Genomic DNA, 21,008 nt, shown 5'->3' with positions numbered 1-21,008 from the left:
TTGTAAGGGCAGGGTGCCTCCAAGGCTGTCACCCCGCATGAAGGCGTCGCGATAAGACGGATCCGCGCCCATGTCCAGAGCGATTGTCCCAAGAGAGCCGGATTGGGCGGTGGTGGCATCCGCCGTGCAGCACCCCCAAAGCGTGTCCGATGGTCCTGGCCATTCCGCGCCATTGCGGGAAAACCACACCTTGCCGGCACTGGTGGTATTTCTGCCGTGGACAACGCGCTGCTGCGTTGCTTTCATGGCACCATGTCTGACGCCAATTGCCCGAATTGTGGAGACCGCGTGCCGACCGCCATTGCGCGGGCGGTGATGCTGACCTGCCCGTCTTGTTCGACCACGCTCTACGTAGATGGCGGCCGGCTGCGGCACGCGGGCACGGCGGGTGAGATGCTCGATGCGCCCTTGCTGTTCGACGTGGGCGACCGGGTGACGCTGGGACTCGACACCTACGACGTTCTGGGCCATGCGCGTTTCAGCTATGGGCGCGGCTGGTGGGACGAGTTCTGGGTCGAGGATGCCGAAGGCGGCGGTGCGTGGCTGTCCGTGGACGAGGGCGATATCGTATTGCAGGTGCTTGTCCCACGGGACCGCTGGCCCGCGGTTCCGCGGAATATCCGCGTCGGCTCGGGGATACAGGCATTTGGACAGTCCTTCGTGATCACGGAGCGCGATCAAGGCACCTGTGTTGCGCTGCGCGGCGTGTTTGGCGAGGCGCTCCAAATTGGTGAAACCTACGAATACCTCAATGCCAATGGCAGCGATGGCAGCCTGCTTTCCGGTGAATTCTGGGAAGGCGGGCAGGCTTGGTCCTTGGGGCGGTGGTATGATCCGTTCGAAACCACGGTCTCGGTGCTTGACGGGCGCGCGCGGGACTGGGAAGGCGCCCGCACGGGGGATGGCGGCGATGCGCCGCCACCGCCGCCCGGCATGGCGCCGCCGCCACCGCCGCCAGGGGACGCGGGAACCTCTGGTGGTTCCTTTGACGGGCCATGGGGCAAAGGATGAGCGGATTGATCTCGGACGAGACGGCCTTCGGGCCGGTTGAAGGCCATGCGACAGGCCGGCGCGCGCAAGAGTGGGATCTGGCATGAGCCGCGCACCCGATATCAAGGCGATCGATTGCGCCACTTGCGGAGCCGGTCTCGACGTTCTCGGCGGTGGCCGTGTCACCACCCATATCTGTCCGTATTGCGGCACGGCGCTCGATGCGCTTGACGGGTACCGCGCGCTGAAGAAATTCTCCGACGCGCCGCGCCCGGAGACGCCATTCAGTATCGGGATGAGCGGCACGCTCTACGGTGTCGAATGGACCGTCATCGGATTGCTGGGCCACCGCGAACGCTGGGCCGGGAAGGTGTGGGAATGGGTCGATCACCAGCTCTATTCCCCCACCCATGGCTATGCGTGGCTCACGCTGGAAGATGGCCATCTGACCTTTGCCCGACGGGTGCGTGGCACGCCCGCATCCGTCTGGATGTCCTCGACCGGGGTTGAAGCATCGGAAAACCCGCCCTCCGTCTTTCATGACGGGCGGCGCTACAAATACCTCTCGACCACTGTTTCAACGGTGTTCTATGCCGAGGGCGAGTTCACCTGGGCACCGCAATTCGACGATCGGACAACGGCAATTTCAGCGCTGGCCGATGACGAAATGCTCGATTTTGCCGAAACCGGACAAGAGCGCGAAGTGCATCGTGTGGTCTATCTGGATGGTCCGTCGGCATTGGCCGCCTTTCGACTGCCCGAAACCACCCTCCGGCCCAAAGGGGTGCATCCGACCCAGCCCTATCATGGGTGGAAAGAAGCAGCATTCCTGCGGAATGCCGCGCTTGGATTTGCCGCCGTGGCGTTGGCGATCGGGTTGATCCTTGCGATCATGCCGGGACGTCTGGTGCTTGAGCCGACCACCGTCGGGCTCAACCAGTTGCCCCGTGACGTCAGCTTTCGGATCGACGCGCAGGCGGACAAGCTTGCGGGGCTGTATTTCTCTGCCAACGTGTCCAACAGCTGGGCCTATATCGATCTCGAGTTGACGGACCCGAATGACGAGGTGCTTTTCGAGGCCGGGCGGACCATGGAATACTATTTCGGTCGTGACAGCGATGGCAGCTGGTCGGAAGGGTCGCGGTCGGCATCGTTGCATTTCTTGCCAACGGTCCCGGGTGAATACACCTTGTCGATCGGGGGGGTGGAGCAAGGGCTCTGGGGATCCGGTGGCCGGAGCGCCTCCTGGGTGCAGGTCTCGGCCCGTACGGGCATGTCGTCGGGCTATTATCCGATGGTGCTTGCGGTGCTGCTCGGAATGCTGGCATTGGTGCTTTCGGCGGGGTCTTTCATACACAACCGTCGCCGTTGGGCGCATTCTGATTGGAGCGACGAGGACTGACATGGCGCGGCTTGGCCCGATACGCATAACCGGCTGTTTTCAGCTTTCCCCGGACGGGATGCGCCGGCGTCGTGCCTGCATGGTCCGGAGTGTATGCGCCGATGACGCGCCGCAAGAGAACACCGCAGGAGCGGCGGCGTGAGTATCATCCGGGTTCTGTTCCTTGTTCTTGCCAGCACCGCCGTGGCCGGGACGGCCTATGTCGGGTGGTATGGGCAAGGTGGAGAGAGCTTCGATCTGGACCGGTCGGTGCGCACGGGATCCGGGGGCGCCTTTGTCGGCGGTCGCGTGAAATAAATGCAGATCAAGGGGAACGTCCATGGACGCCTACATCACGATTCAACTGTCTGAACTCATCTCGACGGTGATCTATACCTTCATCGGCGTGGCGCTGATGGGGGCGTCTTACTGGATCATCGACCGCTTCACGCATTTCTCGGTGGTCAAGGAAATCGAGGAAAAACAGAATATCGCGCTGGCGATCCTGATCGGGGCGGTCTTTATCGCGCTTGCCCTGATCATCGGGGCAGTGATCCGGTCCTGATGGGGCACCGCCCTGAGACGGGTGCGGGACCGGTCGCGTGGTGGCTGTGTCGTGAGGGGCCAGCCCCTCACACTCCCCGGAGTATTTCGCGACAGAAGAAACAGAGGCGCGGGCGCGTCGAGGGCATTTTGCAGGCTATCATCTGTCAGACACATGGATCCCGGCTTGTCCGGGCCTGCGTGTCGGCACGCCCTTGCGCGGCCGCGCGCCGCGCGGTGAGGGCGGGTTTGTGACGGGGCAGGCTGTCGAGCGCGCGGTGCGGATCCGCGAGCTGTGGCTGCTGCTTGCGACATTCATCATTGCCATTGCCGGGCTGGTCTACGAGCTGATCGCGGCAACGGTATCGTCCTACCTTCTCGGGGACAGCGTGCGGCAGTTCTCGCTTGTGATCGGGGTGTTCCTGTCTTCGATGGGGGTGGGCGCCTACCTGTCACGGTATGTCGGAAAGGCCATGCAGGGCTTCGTCTGGGCACAGATCTGTCTTGGCGTTGTCGGGGGCTTCATGGCGCCGGTCCTCTTCTTTACCTACGCCGCGCTTGGGGAGGTGGCCTTTCCGCTCTACGGGATGCTGATCGCGGTCGGGATTCTGTCCGGCATGGAAATCCCGCTGATCGCGCGGGTGCTCAAGGAGATCGGCGCCCCGGAATTCCGGTTCGAAAACGTCTTGACGGTGGATTATGTCGGGGCGCTGGTGGCGTCGTTGGCCTTTCCGCTTTTCGTGATCCCCTATCTCGGCCTGATGTCGGCATCCCTGGTATTCGGTCTTTTGAACCTGGCCGTGGCCGGGTTGTCCTTGTGGTTGTTCCGGGCGGCAGCGACGCGGGCGCAATGGGGCTTCTGGGGTGTGGCGGTTCTTGCCAGCCTGCTGGCCTTGATCCAGGCGGAGCGGCTGGTGTCCGTGGCGCAGGCGCAGCTCTTTGAGGATGACGTGGTCCTGTCGGAGGCGACGCCTTACCAGACCGTCACACTGACCCGTTTCGGGGATCGCGTCCGGTTCTACCTCGACGCGTCGATCCAGTTCGACACGATGGACGAGCATCGGTATCACGAGGCGCTTGTACATCCGGCCATGGCGCTAGCGCCGCGGCGCAAGTCGGTCCTGATTCTGGGCGGGGGAGATGGGATGGCGGTCCGCGAAGTGCTGCGCCACGAGGATGTGGCAGCGGTCACGCTCGTGGATCTCGACCCGCGGGTGACGGAGCTTTTCCGCGACCACCCCGATTTGGCACCGTTGAACGACAGGGCCCTGTCGGACCCGCGCGTGCGGATCGTCAACATGGACGCCTGGCGATTTGCCGAACAGGATCGCGGCACCTATGACGTGATTATCGCCGACCTGCCGGACCCGAAGACCATCGCGCTTTCAAAGCTTTACAGCCGGGAGTTCTATGCGTTGCTGGTCGAGCGGTTGTCCGGCACCGGAGTTCTGGTCACGCAAGCGGGGTCGCCGCTTTTTGCACGGGAGGCGTTCTGGTCGATTGTCACCACGCTTGAGGCCACGCGCAGTCCGAGCGGTCCGGCGGCGCGGCTCAGTTTGCGGCCCTACACCGTGTATGTGCCGAGCTTTGGCCAGTGGGGTTTTGCCATGGCAACCCCGATGCCTCTGGCGCGGCGGGCATTGCAGCTGCCGGAGGGGTTGGCTTTCCTGACGCCCGAAATCTGGGAAGCCGCGCAGGTTTTTGCGCCCGATATGGACCGGGTGCCCGTGTCCATCAATGACATCCAGAGCCATGCGCTTGTCGGCTATTACCTTGATGGATGGGATCGTTGGTTCCGCTGATGCGCCGCTCTGACAAGATAGGCAGGACAAAAACGAAAGGCGCCCCGAATGGGGCGCCCGCTGAAACCTTAAGGTCCGAAGCCGTGGTCAGGTGATGACGTCGGGAGCGGACCGTCCCGTCCGGCCCTTGATATCAGCCAGAGCATCCGCGGCGGCGATGATCCCGGCCAGCGCGTCTTGCGGATCGGCGTCGAAGCGCGCGGGATCGGTCTCGACCCGTTCGAGATAGACCCGGAGTGTCGCGCCTTCCGTCCCGGTGCCGGACAGGCGGTAAACGACGCGCCCGCCATCGGCCAGCCCGATGCGGATGCCCTGACCGGTGCTGAGCGATGCGTCCACGGGGTCGTTATAGGTGAATTCATCGGCCGTCTCGACGGTCAGACCCGCGGCGTCTGTTCCCGGCAAGGTGGCCAGCGCATCGCGCAGACCCTGCATCAGGCCTTCGGCCGCTGCACTGTCCACGGCCTCGTAATCGTGGCGCGAGTAGAAGTTGCGCCCGAATTTCTGCCAGTGGTCGGCAAGGATCTCGGCCACGGACATCTTGCGCTCTGCGAGGACGTTGAGCCAGAAGAGCACTGCCCAGAGCCCGTCCTTCTCGCGCACATGGTCCGAGCCGGTGCCGGCGCTTTCCTCGCCGCAGAGCGTGGCGCGCCCGGCATCGAGCAGGTTGCCGAAATACTTCCAGCCGGTGGGGGTTTCGTAACAGTCGATCCCCAGCGCATCGGCGACCCGGTCAAGCGCCTTCGATGTCGGCATGGAACGGGCGACCCCGGCAAGCCCCTTGGCATAGGCCGGGACCAGCGTGGCATTGGCCGCAAGTACGGCGAGGCTGTCCGAAGGCGTGACGTAGGCATGCCGCCCGACAATCATGTTGCGGTCGCCATCTCCGTCGGAGGCTGCGCCGAAATCCGGAGCAGAGTCACCATACATCTCGTCCATCAGCGTCTTGGCCCAGATCGGGTTGGGATCGGGATGCCCGCCGCCGAAATCCGGGCTTGGCACGGCATTGACCACGGTGCCCGCGGGCGCACCAAGCGTGCCTTCGAGGATCGCCTTGGCATAGGGGCCGGTCACCGCATGCATTGCGTCAAACCGCATCCGGAAGCCGGAGGCAAAAAGCGTGCGAATCTTGTCGAAATCGAAGATATCGGCCATGAGCGCAGCATAGTCGGTGACCGGATCGACCACCTCGACGACCATTTCGCCAAGGCGGCTTTCGCCAGGCACGGACAGGTCGACGTCCTGTGCTTCGAGAATATGGTATTCGGAGAGTGCCTTGGTGGCGTCGAAGATCTTGGCGGTCATGCCTTCGGGGGCGGGGCCACCATTGGCGGCGTTGAACTTGACGCCGAAATCTTCCTCCGGTCCGCCCGGATTGTGCGACGCGGACATGATGATTCCACCATCCGCGCCGCGCTTGCGGATCAGGTTTGATGCGGCAGGCGTCGACAGGATAGCGCCCTGGCCGACGATCACCCGCGCCGCGCCGTTGGCGGCGGCCATGCGCAGGATCACCTGTGCGGCGCGATCGTTGAAATAGCGGCCATCGCCTCCCAGAACATACACTTTGCCCTGTGCGCCGCCGGTTCCGTCGAAGATGCTTTGCACGAAGTTTTCGAGGTAATGCGGCCCCATGAAGACCGGGGTCTTTTTGCGCAGGCCGGATGTGCCTGGTTTTTGTCCCTCGATGGGGGTGGTTGCAACTGTTGTGATGCTCATGATCATCTCCTCCTCGTCCCTCTATTTCCTGTTCGACTCCGCTGGCCGGGCCGAGCGGCCGGCCTCGGCCATGGCGGCCGCGGCATCCGCAAGCCCTTGCGTGGCGCACAATGCGTTGGCCGCAACCGGCAAACGCTGCCGCCAGTTTGGATATTGCGTTGTGGTGCCCGGCAGGTTCGGTTGCGCCTGCATGCCGAGTGTATTTTCAACCTGCACCGCGACAAGCCGCGCCGGGGTGGCGGCCAGAAACCGGTGCATGGCGTCGACCGATGCCGTCCCGAGGCGGCGCACAAGCGCGCGGCTCTCCGTGGCGCGGATGGCCGTCTCCCGGGAGGCGCGTTCGGCGCTCAGATCGCCGACCGCTTCGCGCGCTGCAATGTCCGCGCCTGCCAGCCATCCATCCCAGGTGGGCAGATCATGCGTTGAAAAACTGGCGATTGCCGCTTCGTCATAGGCGTCGGCCTTCCGGAACACCGGAGGCTTCCAGCGACTGCGTTCAAACATGGCGACCCGGCACCCCATGATGCCGGCTTCGCGCAGAGCGCCCTGCAATCCCTTCGGAATATTGCCCAGATCTTCGCCGACCACCGCCGCACCGGCCCGCGCGGCTTCAATCCGCACCACAGCGAGCATCGCGGCGCGCGGCATGGTGACATAGGCACCGGGTGCGCCGCATTGCGGCACCCAGAAAGCCCGCTCGAAGCCAAGGATATGGTCGATCCGCAAAAGGCCCGATACCCGCAATTGTCGCCGCAGGGTTTCGGCGAGCGGGGCGTAGGCCCGCCGGCGCAGGGCGAGCGGGTTGAACGGTGCCAATTGCCAGTTCTGGCCGTCGGCGGAGAACGCATCGGGCGGCGCGCCAAGCGACGCGCCAAGCGCAAAGGCGCCCGCATCTTCCCATGTCTCCGCGCCGTCGGGATGGGTTCCGACGGCCAGATCGAGATAGAGCCCCTGTGCCATGCCACCGGCCCTTGCGCGGGCTTGAAGCGCGCTCAAGGCCTCTTCCGCACGCCACTGGAACCACGCGTGACGCCGGATTGATGCGCCAAGTTCCGCGCGCGCGGCCCGTGTCTGCGCGCTTTCGGGATCGCGCAAGGCGGCGGGCCAGCTGTTCCAGAACGCGCCGTGGCGCTCGGACAGCGCCTGATGCAGGGCAAACCGCTGCAGCGCCGCTCCTTCATCGGCCACAAACGCGTCAAAGGCTGGATCGCCTTCAAAAGCCGCGTATGCGGCATCGAGCGCGGCTGCGCGCGCGGGCGTCTCTATGGCGTAGTCGATCAGCGGATCCGCGGCATCGCTGCCCCGAACGAGATGCAACGCGTTGAGCCTGCGCCGGTGCGAGGGTGTGTAGGGGGAATACACCTCCGGCGCGCAGGGAAAACCTGCATGCACCGGGTTGAGACCAAGAAACCCGGCGCCAAGAGCGCCGAGCCCGTCCAGAAGCGGGCCAAGGTCGCCATAGCTTCCGACGCCGGTGGCGCTCAGCCCGTAAAGCGGCGCGATCAGCCCCCAGCACCGTGGTGGCAGAGGCAGGGCAGGAGGCGCGGCCAGCAGCGTGACGCGCGCGCCTGAGCCGGTCTCAAGCCGGTGGATTCCAAGCGGCAGGGCGGGCAGTGCCCCGCGCCCCTCGCGCTGCGCGCCGTTCTCGAAGGTCAGGGTCCAGTCGCCGTCGGGTTCAAAATCCGGGACCGCACCGGCGGTCACGACGAGATCTTCGGGCAGATCGGCCAAGACGTCCCGTGCGTTGGCAGCAGGATCGACCCCCATCGCCGCGATCAGCGCGCGGGCGCTGTCCACACCTGTCGTGCGCCGCTCCCCGGTCTGATCGGTGTAGCGCGGAACGATTCCCAGCGCGCGGGCGAGAGGCCGCGTGGCCGCCGTCATCGGCGTGTCATCCCGGCACCCGAGGGACGTTCAAGATACCAGGCCTGGACGCTTTCGTGTGCCACGGGAACGATCGGACCTTTCGGAGAGACCGGCAGCGCGGTGGTCTGGTTCGTATCGATCCCGAGCCGCCATTGCCACACGCTGGGCGCGGCCGGCATCCGAACATTGACGGCCTTGCCGGCGTTGAACACCAAAAACAGCGCATCCTCGCCCTGCGCGTAGGAGGGCGTGTCCCAAGCCATACGCATCTCGGCGCACAGCACGCGGAGTTCCGGATCGTCCCAGTCGGGCTGCTCCATCGGCTTGCCGTCGGCGCGGCGCCAGAACAGGTCTTCGCGGCCGTCCGTGACGCGCTCCTGCGAATGCAGGAACCGTTTCTGGCGCAGGATTGGATGGTGCTTCCGGAAGGCGATCAGCCGCTTCGTGAAGTCCAGCATCTCCGCATCGGCGTTGTCCCAGTCGATCCAGCCGATGGGATTGTCCTGGCAATAGGCATTGTTGTTGCCGCTCTGGCTGTTGCTGATCTCGTCGCCAGCCAGCAGCATCGGCGTGCCCTGGCTGAGCATCAGCGTTGCCAGCATGTTGCGCTGTCGGCGCGCGCGGGCGGCTTTGATCCCGGGATCGCTCGTCGGACCTTCGACCCCGAAATTATCCGAGAAGTTTTCGCCGTGGCCGTCCTTGCCGTTTTCGCCATTGGCCATGTTGTGCCGATGTCGGTAGCGCACGGTATCGGCCAGGGTGAACCCGTCATGGGCGGTCACGAAATTGACCGAGGCCGTTGCCGGACGCCCGGAATGGTCGAATTGCAGCGCAGACCCGGTGATCCGTTCCGCGAGCTCCGGCACATGGCCGGTATCGCCGCGCCAGAAGCGGCGCACACCGTCGCGATACTTGTCATTCCACTCTGCAAAAGGCGGTGGGAACGCGCCAAGCTGATAGCCGCCCGGACCGATGTCCCAAGGTTCAGCGATGAGTTTCACCCGGCTAAGAACCGGATCCTGCTGCAGCGCGTGAAAGAACGGAGCGTCGCGGTCAAACCCGTCGGCACGTCTGCCGAGCGTGGCGCAGAGGTCAAACCGGAACCCGTCCACATGCATGACCTCGACCCAGTAGCGCAAGGAGTCGAGCACCATGCGCAGCACCATCGGGTGATCCATGTTGATGGTGTTGCCGGTGCCCGTGTCGTTGATCGTGTAACGCTTTTCCGGCATCGCGCGGTAATAGCTGAGGTTGTCGAGCCCGCGGAAACTGAGCGTCGGGCCGGTCTCGCTCCCTTCCCCGGTGTGATTGTAGACCACATCGAGAATGACCTCGATCCCGGCCGCGTGCAGGCGCGCGACCATGTGCTGAAACTCTGCAATGTCGCCTTGCCCGAGGTATCGCGGGTCAGGCGCGAAAAAGCCGATGCTCTGGTAGCCCCAGTAATTCGTCAGCCCCTTTTCCACCAGAAAGCGGTCGTTCAGGAAGGCGTGAACCGGCAAGAGCTCCAGCGCCGTGACGCCGAGATCGGTCAGGTGATCGAGCACCCGATCCGAGGCGAGGGCGAGAAATCCGCCCTTGGGCGCCGCCCCCGGAAGAGACTGGGTCAGGCCCTTGGTATGGGCTTCGTAGAGGATGCTGTCGGCAAAGGACGTCTTGGGGCGCGTCTGCGTGCCCCAACTGAAGCTCGGGTCCACCACCACGCAGCGCGGCATGTAGGGCGCGCTATCGCGGGTGTCGAAGCTGAGATCCCCGTCGGGATGGCCGACGGTGTAGCCCATAAGCGCGTCGTGCCAGACCGGGTGGCCGGTCAGGCGCTTGGCATAGGGGTCGAGCAGCAGCTTGTTGTAATTGAAGCGGTGCCCGTCCTCCGGCGCGTAAGGGCCATCGGCGCGCAGCGCGTATTTCTGGCCGGGTCGCAAACCGGGCACATAGCCATAGCGGATATCCCCGTCCCGTTCCGGCAGGTCGAACCGGTGAGTCTCCGTCTTGCCTTCCTCGGAAAACAGGCACAACGTGATGCGGCTGGCATTCTCGGAAAAGACCGCAAAATTCACGCCTTCGCCGTCAAATGTCGCGCCAAGCGGGGCCGCGCGGCCTTCCCGGATCATGATCTGCGTCATCGTTTCTTAAGCCTGAACCATGCGGGAGAAAAGCGCGGCATAGACCTGCGCGGATGCGTCCCAGCCGACGGGCTGGGCCATGGCATTTTCGCTGGTCCGGGCCCAGGTCGACCGGTCGCGCCAGAGCACGCCGAGCCGCTGGATTGCGCCGCTCAGCGCCTGTCCGGTGACCGGGTGGAACTGGATGCCCGTTGCGACACCCCGTGTGACGGCGGCAGGGTTGGCATCAATCACCGTGTCGGCCAAACCGCCCGTGGCGGCCACCACCGGCACCGTGCCATAGCGGAGCCCGTAAAGCTGGGTCAGCCCGCAGGGTTCGAACCGCGATGGAATGAGGATCGCGTCGCCCCCCTCCATCATGCGCCGGCTCAGCGGTTCGTCATAGCCGATACGAACGGCGACGCCCGCATGGCGCTCCGCCGCTTGCCGGAACTGCGCTTCCAACGCGGCATCGCCCGAGCCCAGAAGTGCGAGCTGTCCGCCTTGTTCCAGCAAGGCCGGCAATGCCTCGATCAAGAGGTCGAGCCCCTTCTGTCCGGTCAGTCGCGAAATCGCGACGCACAGCGGCCCTTCCGCATCGGGAAGTCCGAACTCCGCGCGCAGGGCCGCACGATGCGTCCGCTTCTGCTCTGGCGTGTCGTAGGGCGGGGTCCAGACATCAAGGTCGATGCCGTTGAGAATACCGAGAAAATCCGCCGAACGGTGCTGCAGGACGCCTTCCAGTCCCATGCCGAACTCCGGCGTCATCAATTCGCGCGCATAGGTCGGCGAGACGGTCGAGACCTTGTGAGCGTAAAGAATGCCGGCCTTGAGTGCCGAAATCTGGCCGTAATACTCGAACCCGTCGCTGTGGAAATCATGCCCCGGCAACTCCATCGCGCCCAGAAGATGCGCGGGTGCGAGGCCCTGAAAGGCGATGTTGTGGATGGTCATCAGGCTTGGAACATGCCCAACGCCAAGCTGGCGCATGTAGACAGGGGTGAGTGCGGCCTGCCAGTCGTGCAGATGCAGCGCGTCGGGCCGCCAGTCTTCGACCCCGTTTGCGGCAATCAGCGCCGCGGCCTTGCTCAAGGCGGCAAAGCGCATCGGGTTGTCCGGCCAGTCGCGGCCGTCAGGACCAAGGTAGATGCCACCTGCGCGATCAAACAGATGCGGCGCGTCGAGGATGTAGAGGACGTTTTCGCCCAAGGCCCCCCGGCGCAGGCAGGCCGTGCCGCCAAAAAGGTCGCCCAGATCGCGCATCACGGGCGCATCCGGATACGCTGTCATCACGTCGGGATAGCCCGGTAACAGCGTGCGCATCTCGACCCCAAACGGAGCGAGCGCAGCCGGCAGGGCGCCGGCCACATCGGCAAGACCGCCGGTCTTGACCAGCGGCACGCATTCGGAGGTGACCGAAAGAACTGTTGTCATCCTTACTCCAGACAGGTGCCGCGATGGGCAGGGCACCAGACTTCACAAGTGCTGGCGCAAGCCCGAAGGGGCACAGCGCCTTATTGAGGCGCGCAGGGCGGCACGATGGCGTCGCCTTGCGCAGTGTCCAATCGCGCAGCGCCCGCTCCGATATCGGGCGCGGTGCGTTGCGGACCTTGAGAGAATGGAAGGCATGTTCCCACCATCCCGGGGCGCATTACTTCCCGCTTGCTGCCCGCTTGTCCAGCATCGACTGGGTGATCAGCGTCACGCCCCCTTCCGAGACCCGGAAATGTTCGGCATCCGCCTCCGGATCTTCTCCGACCACAAGGCCTTCCGGGATGGATACCCCGCGGTCGATCACGACATTGCGCAACCGTGCATGCCGCCCGATGGTCGCATAGGGCAGCACAACCGCGCCATCCAAGCTGGCGAAACTGTTCGTATGAACCTGCGTATGCAGCAGCGATCCGCGGATCTCGGTGCCTGAGATAATGCATCCGCCGGACACGAGCGAGGACACCGCACTGCCGCGACGGCCATCTTCGTCATGCACGAATTTCGCCGGAGGAACGGCTTCGGAATAGGTCCAGATCGGCCAGTCGCGGTCCCACAAATCGAGATCGGGAGCGAATTCGGTCAGGTCGATATTCGCCTTCCAGAACGCGTCGACCGTGCCCACATCGCGCCAATAGGCTGGGGCGTCGGCACTGTGACGCACACAGCTGTCGGAGAAGCGGTGCGCCTGCGCCTTGCCGTTCTTGACGATCTCCGGGATCAGGTCATTGCCGAAATCGTGGCTGGAATTGTCGTCCTCCATGTCACGCAGCAGCATGTCGCGCAGGAACGCCCAGTTGAACACGTAGATGCCCATGGAAGCCAGCGCGTGGTCCGTGTCGCCGGGGATGCCGGGCGGGTCTGCCGGCTTTTCGAGGAACGAAGTGATCCGGTCGCTTTCATCCACCGCCATGACGCCAAAGGCTGTCGCTTCCATGCGTGGGACGGTCAAACATCCGATGGTGACATCCGCCTTGGCTTCGACATGGTGACGGATCATCAGTTCGTAATCCATCTTGTAGATGTGGTCGCCCGCGAGGATCACCACGTAGTCGACGTCATAGCTGTCGACGATGTCGATGTTCTGGGCCACTGCGTCCGCTGTTCCACGATACCAGATGCTCTCGTTGTAGCGCTGTGAGGCTGGCAGAATATCGAGAAATTCGTTGCGTTCGGCGCGGAAAAAGCTCCAGCCGCGCTGGCAATGGCGGATCAGGCTGTGGGCTTTGTATTGCGTCGCAACGGCCATCTTGCGGATGCCCGAATTCAGCGCGTTGGACAGGGCAAAGTCGATGATCCGGGTCTTGCCGCCAAAATAGACCGCCGGTTTCACGCGACGATCCGTCAACTCCTTGAGGCGGGAGCCGCGCCCCCCGGCCAGAACGAACGCCATGGTGCGGCTGGAAAGCCGGGCTGTCTCAGGTGCCATTGTTGTCTCTCCCTTTATATCATTGTTCTGAAGCGGCGAGCGCCTCCCGCGCCGGTCCGCCGCCCCGGGTGTCAGATGGTTTCGCCGCCGGTCAGATCGGCGTCTGGATCGATGTTGGCCTCTGGGTCGTCCTGCACCAGAACCACGCAGGACAGCGGCGGTATGACAACCGTGGCCCGCGCCGGGAAGCCGTGGCTTTCGCCATTGACCGCAGTGACCATCCCCATGTTGCCGCGCCCGCCACCGCCATAGATCTCGGCATCGGTGTTGAGTGCTTCGCGCCAGCGCCCTTCGGCCGGGAGGCCAATCTGGTAATCGCTGCGCTCGATGGGGGTGAAATTGCAGATCACAGCAGCGTCCGGACTGCCTTCGGCGCCGCGCCGGATCCAGGCGTAGACCGAATGCGCCGCGTCGTTGACCTCGATCCATTGAAAGCCGGACGGGTCGCAGTCGCGCTCATGCAGGGCGGGCGTGCCGCGATACAGCGTGTTGAGATCGCGCACGAGCCGCTGGATGCCCGCGTGCATCGGGTTCTCCAGACAGGCCCAATCGATGGCCGTGTTGTGGTTCCACTCCGTGGTCTGGGCAAATTCCTGACCCATGAACAGGAGTTTCTTGCCCGGGTGACCCCACATGAAACCGTAATAGGCACGCAGGTTGGCGAATTTCTCCCACTCGGACCCCGGCATCTTGGCAATCATCGAGCCCTTGCCGTGCACCACCTCGTCATGGCTGATCGGAAGGATGAAGTTCTCCGAGAAGGCATATGTCAGCCCAAAGGTCATCTGGTGGTGATGATGCTGGCGATGGATCGGATCCCGCTCCATGTAGTCCAGCGTGTCATTCATCCACCCCATGTTCCACTTGTAGCCAAAGCCGAGCCCGCCGTCATGCACCGGGCCTGAAACGCGCGGGAACGAGGTGCTTTCCTCTGCGACGGTCATGATACCCGGATGGGCGCCATAGGTCTCGATATTGACCTCCTGGAGCATGGCAATGGCCTCGTAGTTCTCGCGCCCGCCGTCGCGGTTGGGGATCCATTCGCCATCGTTGCGGCTGTAATCGCGATAAAGCATCGACGCGACCGCATCCACGCGCAACCCGTCGATATGGTATTCATCCAGCCAGTAGAGCGCATTTGCGGTGAGAAAGTTTTTCACCTCCGTGCGCCCGTAATTGTAGATCAGCGTGTTCCAGTCCTGATGAAACCCTTCGCGAGGGTCGGCATGTTCATACAGTGACGTGCCGTCGAACTTGCCCAGACCGTGTGCGTCGGTCGGGAAATGCCCGGGAACCCAATCCAGCAACACACCGATATCGGCGGCATGTGCGGCATCTACCAAATCGCGGAATTCATGGGGCGGGCCGAAGCGGATGGTCGGCGCGTAAAGACCGACGGGCTGATAGCCCCATGAGCCGTCAAACGGGTATTCCGACACCGGCAGAAGCTCGATATGCGTGAAGCCCATCTCCTTGACGTAGGTGACAAGCTCTTCGGCGGCTTCGCGGTAGGAAATCGGGCGGTCGGGTCCGCCCTCTGTCGGCTTCCGGCGCCAGGATCCGAGTTGGACCTCGTAGATCGAGATCGGCTGGTCGGTGGCATGCAATGCCGCGCGTTTGTCCATCCAGCGCGCGTCGTCCCAGCCATAACCACGGATGTCGCGTACGACTGACGCGGTCTCCGGCGGGTGTTGTGAGCCAAAGCCGACCGGGTCGGCCTTTTCCAGCCGTTCGCCATGCGCACCGATGATCTCGTATTTGTAGACGGTCCCATCGCCGAGACCCGGCATGAAGATTTCCCAGACCCCGGTGACGCCGCGCTTGCGCATCACGTGGCGTCGACCGTCCCAGCTGTTGAAATCCCCAACCAGCGACACCCGGCGGGCGTTGGGCGCCCAAACCGCGAAATGGGTGCCCGGCACGCCTTCATGTGTCATCACATGCGCGCCAAGGGCCTCCCAGAGCCGTTTATGCGCTCCTTCGCCAAGCAGGTATTCGTCCAGCTCGCCCAGCACGGGACCGAAGCGATAGGCGTCGTCGACCTCCCAAACGCTGTCGCCGGCTTGCCCGCGCAGCGTATACGGGGCGGACCCGGTCACCTTTCCGTGAAAGAGACCGGCCATGCCATCCACAGGGTCAAGATCGAAGACCTTGCCGCCCGCAATCGCCTGCATCGAGTCTGCGCCCGGGTCGAAGGCCGTGACGTGGCGCAGGCGGCCTTTCTTGTGAGGACCCAGAATGGCGAAGGGATCGTCCTGCGTGCCGTCCAGTATGGCTTCCAAAGCTGATTGGTTGCCGACTTTATCCGGATTGATCGCGGTCATATCCCCTCCTGTTTTGCGCGAAGCCCGCAACCGGGCCTGTTCGCTTGTTCCTGTTCCCAAACCTACCGCCCGGGGCTCAATGTGCAACTGACCCGTCAGAGCAGACTGCTGGCCTTCCAGATATCCGCGACATAGCCCCGGATTGTCCGGTCCGAGCTGAACCAGCCCGACCGAGCCACATTGAGCGCGGCCATTGTCGACCAATGCTTTGCATCGAGATAAGTTGCATCGGCTTCGCGCTGTGCGCGCCAGTAATCCGTGAAGTCCGAACACACGAGGAAATAATCCGGGCCAGAGAGGTTCTCCACGATCCCGGCATAGCGGTTCGGCTCGTCTTTGGAGAACGTGCCGTCCGAGACTGCGCGCAAGGCGCGGGCGAGGCGCGGATCAGCGGCGATTGCCTGTGCTGCATGATCCGGGATCGCGCGCCGGGCATCGACCTCATGCGCTTCCATGCCGAACAGGAAGAAGTTCTCGGCGCCCACGCGTTCACGGATTTCCACGTTTGCGCCGTCAAGCGTGCCGACGGTTGGCGCGCCGTTCAGTGCAAATTTCATATTGCCGGTGCCGGAGGCTTCCTTGCCGGCGGTGGAGATCTGCTCCGAAAGGTCGGCTGCCGGGATCAGGCGCTCGGCGAGCGTCACGTTATAATTCGGCAGGAAGACCACCTGCAGCATATCGCGGGTGAGCGGGTCGGCATTGATCACCGCGGCGGCGTCATTGATCAAGCCGATGATATCCTTGGCGAAGAAGTAGCCGGGAGCGGCCTTTCCCGCGAAGATTTTCACGCGCGGGGTCCAGCCCGCATCGGGCGCGTCCCGCATTTCTTGCCACAGCGCGATGGCCTCAAGGATGTTGAGATGCTGTCGCTTGTATTCGTGCATCCGCTTGATCTGGACGTCGAACATCGCATCCGTGTTGAGCGTCATGCCAAGCTGTTCCCGCACGAAATCGGCCAGCGCAGTCTTGTTGGTGCGTTTGGCCGCGCGGAACCGCTCCAGCCAGGCGTCGTCCATATGCGGCTCCAGCGTGGCAAGTTGCTCCAGATCGCCAATCCATCCTGTGCCGATCGTGTCGCTGATCAGCCCTGAAAGCGCCGGGTTGCAGGCGTTCAACCAGCGGCGCGGGGTGACGCCATTGGTCTGGTTCACGATCTTCTCGGGGTGCAATGCGTGCAAATCCTTGAAGACAGTGGTTTTCATCAACCCTGTATGCAGCGCGGAGACACCATTGACCCGGTTGGCGAGAATGAAGCTCAACTCGCCCATCTTCACCTGCCCATGCTCGCGCGCCGTCACGGTGCGCTTCGGATGCGCTTTGGCATGCGCGTCGTCGATCCGGTCGATGATCTGCAGATGGCGGGGCAGCAACCGGCCAAAGAGTCCCTCGTCCCAGGATTCCAACGCCTCTGGCAGCAATGTGTGGTTGGTGTAGTTCACTGTATTCTGCGCAATATGCATCGCGTCATCAAACGCGATGCCGCGCTCATCGTGCAGAATGCGGATCAGTTCCGGCCCGGCAATTGCAGGATGGGTGTCATTGAGCTGGATTGCGACCTTGGAGGGCAGGGCGGTCAGATCCCCGTGATCGGCTTCGAACCGGCGCAGGATGTCCCGGATCGAGGCCGCGGAGAAGAAATACTCCTGCTTGAGCCGCAACGCCTTGCCGATCTCCGTGCTGTCTTCGGGGTAGAGCACGCGGCTGATTGTCCGTGCCAATGCTTCGCCCTCGGAGGCGGCGGCAAAGTCGCCACGGTTGAACCGTTCGAGGTCAAACGGGTCAACCGCGCGGCCCGCCCAAAGTCGGAGCGTATTGACCCATCGGCCTTTCCAGCCGGCCATGGGCGTGTCAAACGCCTCGGCCTGCACCATCTCGGTTGGCTGCCACACTGTCTTGCCGTCGCGGGTTGTGACGTCGCCGCCAAAGCCGAGCGTGAAGCGCGCTTCCGGCCGTTCGAATTCCCAGACATGTGGCTGGTCGAGCCATGTTTCGGGCGCTTCCATTTGTCGACCATCGGCAAAGCTCTGGCGGAAGAGTCCATGTTCGTAGCGAATGCCGTAGCCATAGGCCGGCACGCCGAGGGTCGCCAGGCTTTCCATGAAACACGCGGCAAGCCGACCAAGGCCACCGTTGCCAAGCGCCGCGTCCGGCTCGTCGTGCAGCACCGCTTCGGGGTCGAGACCCATGTCCGACAGCGCGGCTCGCGCCTCATCGGCAAGCCCGAGATTGTTCAGCCCGTCTTCGAGCAGCCGCCCGATCAGGAACTCCATCGACAGGTAATAAACCCGTTTTGCATCGGCCTTGTAGGTCTGCCGCGTGGCGCTCATCCAGGCATCGACGATCCGGTCGCGCAGGGCGTGGCTCAGGGCAAAGCGCCAGTCGCTGAGTTGCGCGTGGTCGGCATCCTTGCCCACGGTATAGGTCAGGTGATGCAGGATCTGGTCACGCAGGGCGGGGTGCACAGGGGTCGTTTGGTTCATGGCGTCGTCCTCATTCAGGGCGGTCGCGGGCATCATCCTGAGATTGACCAGGCCGAATCTTGTGGCCCGCGGAACGGTTGTTGCTGCTTTGCCGCATTAGGCGGTAGGCCCGCAAGGGTCGCCATGTCGTTTTTGTTAGCGGTAACGGCAATCAGTGGCAGTTTCGCCGCAATACGCCGCTCTGTGGCGGCACCGCGCGCTCCCCATGAGGTGTGTCGGCAAAAAACCGCGCAAAAGGCGCAGGCGCGGCGCTCCGGTATGTCATTTGACGCTGCATTGTCTTCATCGGGTGCGCGTGCACGCACTTTGGATTGATGTGGCCGATTGTGTTGTGCCGATAGTGTTGTGAAGGACATGATGCCAGAGCGGCGTCATGCGCATGTCATCGCGCCAGAACGTTTGCTTCCAGCCAAGCGACCAGGGGATCGAATGCCGAGAGAGCCTCTTGTGTGGCGGTCACCGGTTCGCGGCTCAGCGCGGCATCCAGATCATCCTGCCAAGCCACCAGCCCCTTGCGGCGCAAGAGCGCCTCGCGCGGGTGATCTGCTTCGAACGGAGGCGGCACCCGTTGCAGCGCCGTATCGTTGAGGCGCCATCCCGCCGCGTCGATGATCGCTTGCAGCTCTGCGCCTTCCGGCCCGGCGACCGCATCGCGATAGCGGTTCAGAGGGTCCTTGTCGAAACCCATCATGCCAGCGCCTGCCGAGGCATAGTCCACTGCGATTCCGAGAAACCAGCCACGCCCGTCCGGCAAGGACCAGAGCATGTGCAGGTGGGTGTGGTAGGGCGTCTTGTCTTCTGAAAACCGGACATCACGCTGCGGGCGAAAAAGCTTTCCGCGCACCGGAAGGGGCTGACGGGCTTCCAGCCAACGCGCGACCTCCGCGATCAGCCTTTCGGCAGGGCGCTTCAACCGGGCGTCGTATGCGTGTTTGTTGTCCTTGAACCAGCTGCGCGAATTGTTTTCGGTCAATTCGGACAAAAACTCGCGTGCATCGGAAAGCAACATGGCTGGATCGGCACGTTCAGGCATAGCGTCGTCCCTCGACGCGCTGAATTGCGCGTACTCGTTATTGAGCCCGGCAGTACAGGGACCGGCCCGTTCCCTCGTCGTTATGTCATAGCACATTCTTGCCGCTTGGGGGCATTCGTCTTGTGACAGGTCTGACGCTTGCTGTATCAAGGCGCGACCAGACAGGGGGTTTGACCGGAATGAAAGCGCGATTTGGCGTGGTCCTATGTGCCGCAACGCTGGCGACGAGCCCGGTAGCCGTGGCGCATCCGCACGTCTTTGTCGACACGACGCTCGCTGTTGTGGTCGAAGACGGCCGGGCGGTCCGCGTGGACGTGACGTGGCGTTGGGACGATTTCTTTTCGCTTCTCATCTTTGCGGACAAGGGTTTGGATCCCGACGGCGACGCCGTTCTCACGCAGGCGGAGCTCGACCAGCTTCAGGGGTTCGATTTCGAGGTTTGGCCCGAAGGCTTCGAGGGTGATCTTTACGCCTATGCAGCGGGCGATGTGAAAATCCCGCTTGAGTATCCCGTGATCGGCGAAATCTCCGTTGAAGAGGGGCGTATCGTGTCCCGGCATTCGCGCGCGCTTGACGCGCCGGCGGACGGTCTCGAACTGCTGCAATACGACCCCACATATTACGTGGCCTACAGCGTTGTGCCGCGGGTCGATGTCAGCGATGGCTGTGAGGCCGAGGTGGTGCCTCACGATGCCGAGGCCGCGGCAGAAATTGTTGAAGAAGAGCTGAACACCATGCCCGAGGACATGTTCGAGATCATGCAGGTCGGGCGTCACTTCGCGGATCGGGTCAGGATTTCATGCGCCGCGTCCTCCTGATCCTCGCGCTTTGTGTCGGGGCCTGTCTCGTCTGGCTCTGGGGCTTTGGCGGCGCTGATCGCGTCGCCGCCGTCGCAGCAGAGGGTCAGCGCGAGGCGCAAAGCGCCATGGCACAGGGCTTGCGGGCGTTGCGCGCAGGCGAACCCGGTGCATTCATGGCCCTGATGGCGGTGTGTTTCGGCTATGGCTTTTTCCATGCGGCCGGCCCGGGCCATGGCAAGATCCTGATCGGTGGATATGGTGTGGCGCGGCGTGTGCCGATGATGCGTTTGTCGGTGCTGGCGGTGGCGTCGAGCCTGGCCCAGGCGGTCACCGCGGTGGCCTTGGTTTATGGAGGTCTGTGGATTCTGGGTTGGGGACGCGTGGAGATGCAAGGCGTGACCGAGCAATGGCTTGCGCCCTTGTCCTATGCTGCGATCGCGGCCGTCGGCTTGTGGCTGGTCTGGCGAGGGTTGCGCAAGCTCTTGCCCGGGCCTGGCCCCGATGGCGATCGCGCCCGTGATCGCCGCATCCACGATCACCACACGCATGCTCATGCGCATGACCACCACGGGCAAGGGCCAGACCACCATGCCCCCGGTGGGCATATCGATGATCCCGCCGTCTGCGCCAGCTGCGGTCACGCTCATGCGCCGAGCCTCGAACAGGTCGAGTCCGTTCGGTCTTTGCGCGACGCGCTGGCGGTTGTCGGCGCTGTCGCCCTGCGGCCCTGCACCGGCGCCTTGTTCCTGTTGATCCTGACATGGCAGCTCGGCTTGCCGCGGGCTGGAATCGCGGGCACGTTTGCCATGGCGCTCGGCACCGCATCGGTCACGGTTGCCGTGGCCGTGGCCTCCGTCGGCTTTCGGGAAGGCGCGATCATGCGGTTGGTCTCCGGTCCCGGTGGCCTGCGGGCCGTTGGTGCGGTCGAGGCGGGGGCAGGCCTTGTCATTGCCCTGTTGGCGGGGCAAATGGTGCTGCGCGCGCTTTGATCCGGTCTCGGCCGTTGCGCAACTGACGGGGCGGAGGATGGACCCCACCGTCTTAAAGC

General features: G+C 63.7%; 16 protein-coding genes. 7 read left to right on the top strand and 9 right to left on the bottom strand.

Going from position 1 to position 21,008, the window contains the following annotated elements; translation table 11 throughout:
• Positions 1-246: hypothetical protein (locus tag J1C49_RS11530; RefSeq protein WP_227445974.1), on the bottom strand; the 246-nt coding region annotated here is incomplete at its 3' end.
• Between the two features lie 42 nt (positions 247-288).
• Here J1C49_RS11530 and J1C49_RS11525 point away from each other — a divergent pair.
• The 5 genes from J1C49_RS11525 (at position 289) to J1C49_RS11505 (ending at position 4,716) form a co-directional block, all read left to right on the top strand.
• Positions 289-1,011, top strand: coding sequence for a DUF4178 domain-containing protein (locus J1C49_RS11525; RefSeq protein ID WP_227445973.1), 723 nt, complete (start codon positions 289-291; stop codon positions 1,009-1,011).
• Positions 1,012-1,093: 82 nt separating this feature from the next.
• Entirely contained in the window at positions 1,094-2,392 is a 1,299-nt protein-coding gene (locus J1C49_RS11520) for a DUF4178 domain-containing protein (protein ID WP_227445972.1), read from the top strand.
• A 138-nt stretch (positions 2,393-2,530) separates the two neighbouring features.
• Positions 2,531-2,689, top strand: coding sequence for a hypothetical protein (locus J1C49_RS11515; RefSeq protein WP_227445971.1), 159 nt, complete (start codon positions 2,531-2,533; stop codon positions 2,687-2,689).
• 22 nt (positions 2,690-2,711) lie between these two features.
• Positions 2,712-2,936, top strand: coding sequence for a DUF350 domain-containing protein (locus J1C49_RS11510; protein ID WP_227445970.1), 225 nt, complete (start codon positions 2,712-2,714; stop codon positions 2,934-2,936).
• Between the two features lie 229 nt (positions 2,937-3,165).
• Positions 3,166-4,716: a polyamine aminopropyltransferase gene (locus J1C49_RS11505; protein ID WP_227445969.1), complete on the top strand. Its 1,551-nt coding sequence runs from the start codon at positions 3,166-3,168 to the stop codon at positions 4,714-4,716.
• A gap of 87 nt (positions 4,717-4,803) precedes the next feature.
• On the opposite strand, the gene J1C49_RS11500 is transcribed toward J1C49_RS11505, so the two are convergent.
• From J1C49_RS11500 to J1C49_RS11465, 8 genes are all read right to left on the bottom strand, one after another.
• Positions 4,804-6,435: an alpha-D-glucose phosphate-specific phosphoglucomutase gene (locus J1C49_RS11500; RefSeq protein ID WP_227445968.1), complete on the bottom strand. Its 1,632-nt coding sequence runs from the start codon at positions 6,433-6,435 to the stop codon at positions 4,804-4,806.
• A 21-nt stretch (positions 6,436-6,456) separates the two neighbouring features.
• Positions 6,457-8,319, bottom strand: a complete 1,863-nt coding sequence (gene malQ / locus J1C49_RS11495) for a 4-alpha-glucanotransferase (RefSeq protein ID WP_227445967.1) — start codon at positions 8,317-8,319, stop codon at positions 6,457-6,459.
• The gene (gene glgX, locus J1C49_RS11490) at positions 8,316-10,424 is read right to left on the bottom strand and encodes a glycogen debranching protein GlgX (protein ID WP_227445966.1); all 2,109 of its coding nucleotides are present in this window, start codon (positions 10,422-10,424) and stop codon (positions 8,316-8,318) included. Before glgX ends, malQ begins: the two co-directional genes overlap by 4 nt.
• Before the next feature lie 6 nt (positions 10,425-10,430).
• A complete protein-coding gene (gene glgA / locus J1C49_RS11485) occupies positions 10,431-11,837 on the bottom strand; it encodes a glycogen synthase GlgA (RefSeq protein WP_227445965.1) in 1,407 nt (468 codons plus the stop codon).
• Between the two features lie 217 nt (positions 11,838-12,054).
• A complete protein-coding gene (glgC, locus tag J1C49_RS11480; protein ID WP_227445964.1) occupies positions 12,055-13,323 on the bottom strand; it encodes a glucose-1-phosphate adenylyltransferase in 1,269 nt (422 codons plus the stop codon).
• Between the two features lie 71 nt (positions 13,324-13,394).
• Positions 13,395-15,647 (bottom strand): 1,4-alpha-glucan branching protein GlgB, encoded by a 2,253-nt coding sequence (glgB, locus tag J1C49_RS11475; protein WP_227445963.1) that lies wholly within the window; start codon positions 15,645-15,647, stop codon positions 13,395-13,397.
• Between the two features lie 95 nt (positions 15,648-15,742).
• Positions 15,743-18,127: a glycogen/starch/alpha-glucan phosphorylase gene (locus tag J1C49_RS11470; RefSeq protein ID WP_227445962.1), complete on the bottom strand. Its 2,385-nt coding sequence runs from the start codon at positions 18,125-18,127 to the stop codon at positions 15,743-15,745.
• A gap of 382 nt (positions 18,128-18,509) precedes the next feature.
• The gene (locus tag J1C49_RS11465; RefSeq protein WP_227445961.1) at positions 18,510-19,160 is read right to left on the bottom strand and encodes a TIGR02453 family protein; all 651 of its coding nucleotides are present in this window, start codon (positions 19,158-19,160) and stop codon (positions 18,510-18,512) included.
• A gap of 179 nt (positions 19,161-19,339) precedes the next feature.
• Between J1C49_RS11465 and J1C49_RS11460 the strand changes: the two genes are divergently transcribed.
• Together J1C49_RS11460 and J1C49_RS11455 are read left to right on the top strand one after the other, a co-directional pair.
• Complete coding sequence (locus J1C49_RS11460) at positions 19,340-19,978, top strand: DUF1007 family protein (protein WP_227445960.1); 639 nt, start codon at positions 19,340-19,342, stop codon at positions 19,976-19,978.
• The gene (locus tag J1C49_RS11455) at positions 19,960-20,949 is read left to right on the top strand and encodes a nickel/cobalt transporter (protein WP_227445959.1); all 990 of its coding nucleotides are present in this window, start codon (positions 19,960-19,962) and stop codon (positions 20,947-20,949) included. Before J1C49_RS11460 ends, J1C49_RS11455 begins: the two co-directional genes overlap by 19 nt.
• The last annotated feature ends 59 nt before the right edge of the window (positions 20,950-21,008 follow it).

Origin of the sequence: Cognatishimia sp. F0-27 (assembly GCF_020667845.1) — a bacterium.
Classification (GTDB): domain Bacteria; phylum Pseudomonadota; class Alphaproteobacteria; order Rhodobacterales; family Rhodobacteraceae; genus JAFMPQ01.
Note: the sequence above shows the minus strand (reverse complement) of the source record. Positions and strands in the feature narration are given on the sequence as shown.

Coding starts and splice junctions, on each gene's coding strand:
- malQ (WP_227445967.1), bottom strand. CDS start 8,319: ATGACGGCGGCCACGCGGCCTCTCGCCCGCGCGCTGGGAATCGTTCCG.
- J1C49_RS11455 (WP_227445959.1), top strand. CDS start 19,960: ATGCGCCGCGTCCTCCTGATCCTCGCGCTTTGTGTCGGGGCCTGTCTC.
- J1C49_RS11470 (WP_227445962.1), bottom strand. CDS start 18,127: ATGAACCAAACGACCCCTGTGCACCCCGCCCTGCGTGACCAGATCCTG.
- J1C49_RS11500 (WP_227445968.1), bottom strand. CDS start 6,435: ATGAGCATCACAACAGTTGCAACCACCCCCATCGAGGGACAAAAACCA.
- glgX (WP_227445966.1), bottom strand. CDS start 10,424: ATGACGCAGATCATGATCCGGGAAGGCCGCGCGGCCCCGCTTGGCGCG.
- J1C49_RS11465 (WP_227445961.1), bottom strand. CDS start 19,160: ATGCCTGAACGTGCCGATCCAGCCATGTTGCTTTCCGATGCACGCGAG.
- J1C49_RS11460 (WP_227445960.1), top strand. CDS start 19,340: ATGAAAGCGCGATTTGGCGTGGTCCTATGTGCCGCAACGCTGGCGACG.
- J1C49_RS11510 (WP_227445970.1), top strand. CDS start 2,712: ATGGACGCCTACATCACGATTCAACTGTCTGAACTCATCTCGACGGTG.
- J1C49_RS11520 (WP_227445972.1), top strand. CDS start 1,094: ATGAGCCGCGCACCCGATATCAAGGCGATCGATTGCGCCACTTGCGGA.
- glgA (WP_227445965.1), bottom strand. CDS start 11,837: ATGACAACAGTTCTTTCGGTCACCTCCGAATGCGTGCCGCTGGTCAAG.
- glgB (WP_227445963.1), bottom strand. CDS start 15,647: ATGACCGCGATCAATCCGGATAAAGTCGGCAACCAATCAGCTTTGGAA.
- glgC (WP_227445964.1), bottom strand. CDS start 13,323: ATGGCACCTGAGACAGCCCGGCTTTCCAGCCGCACCATGGCGTTCGTT.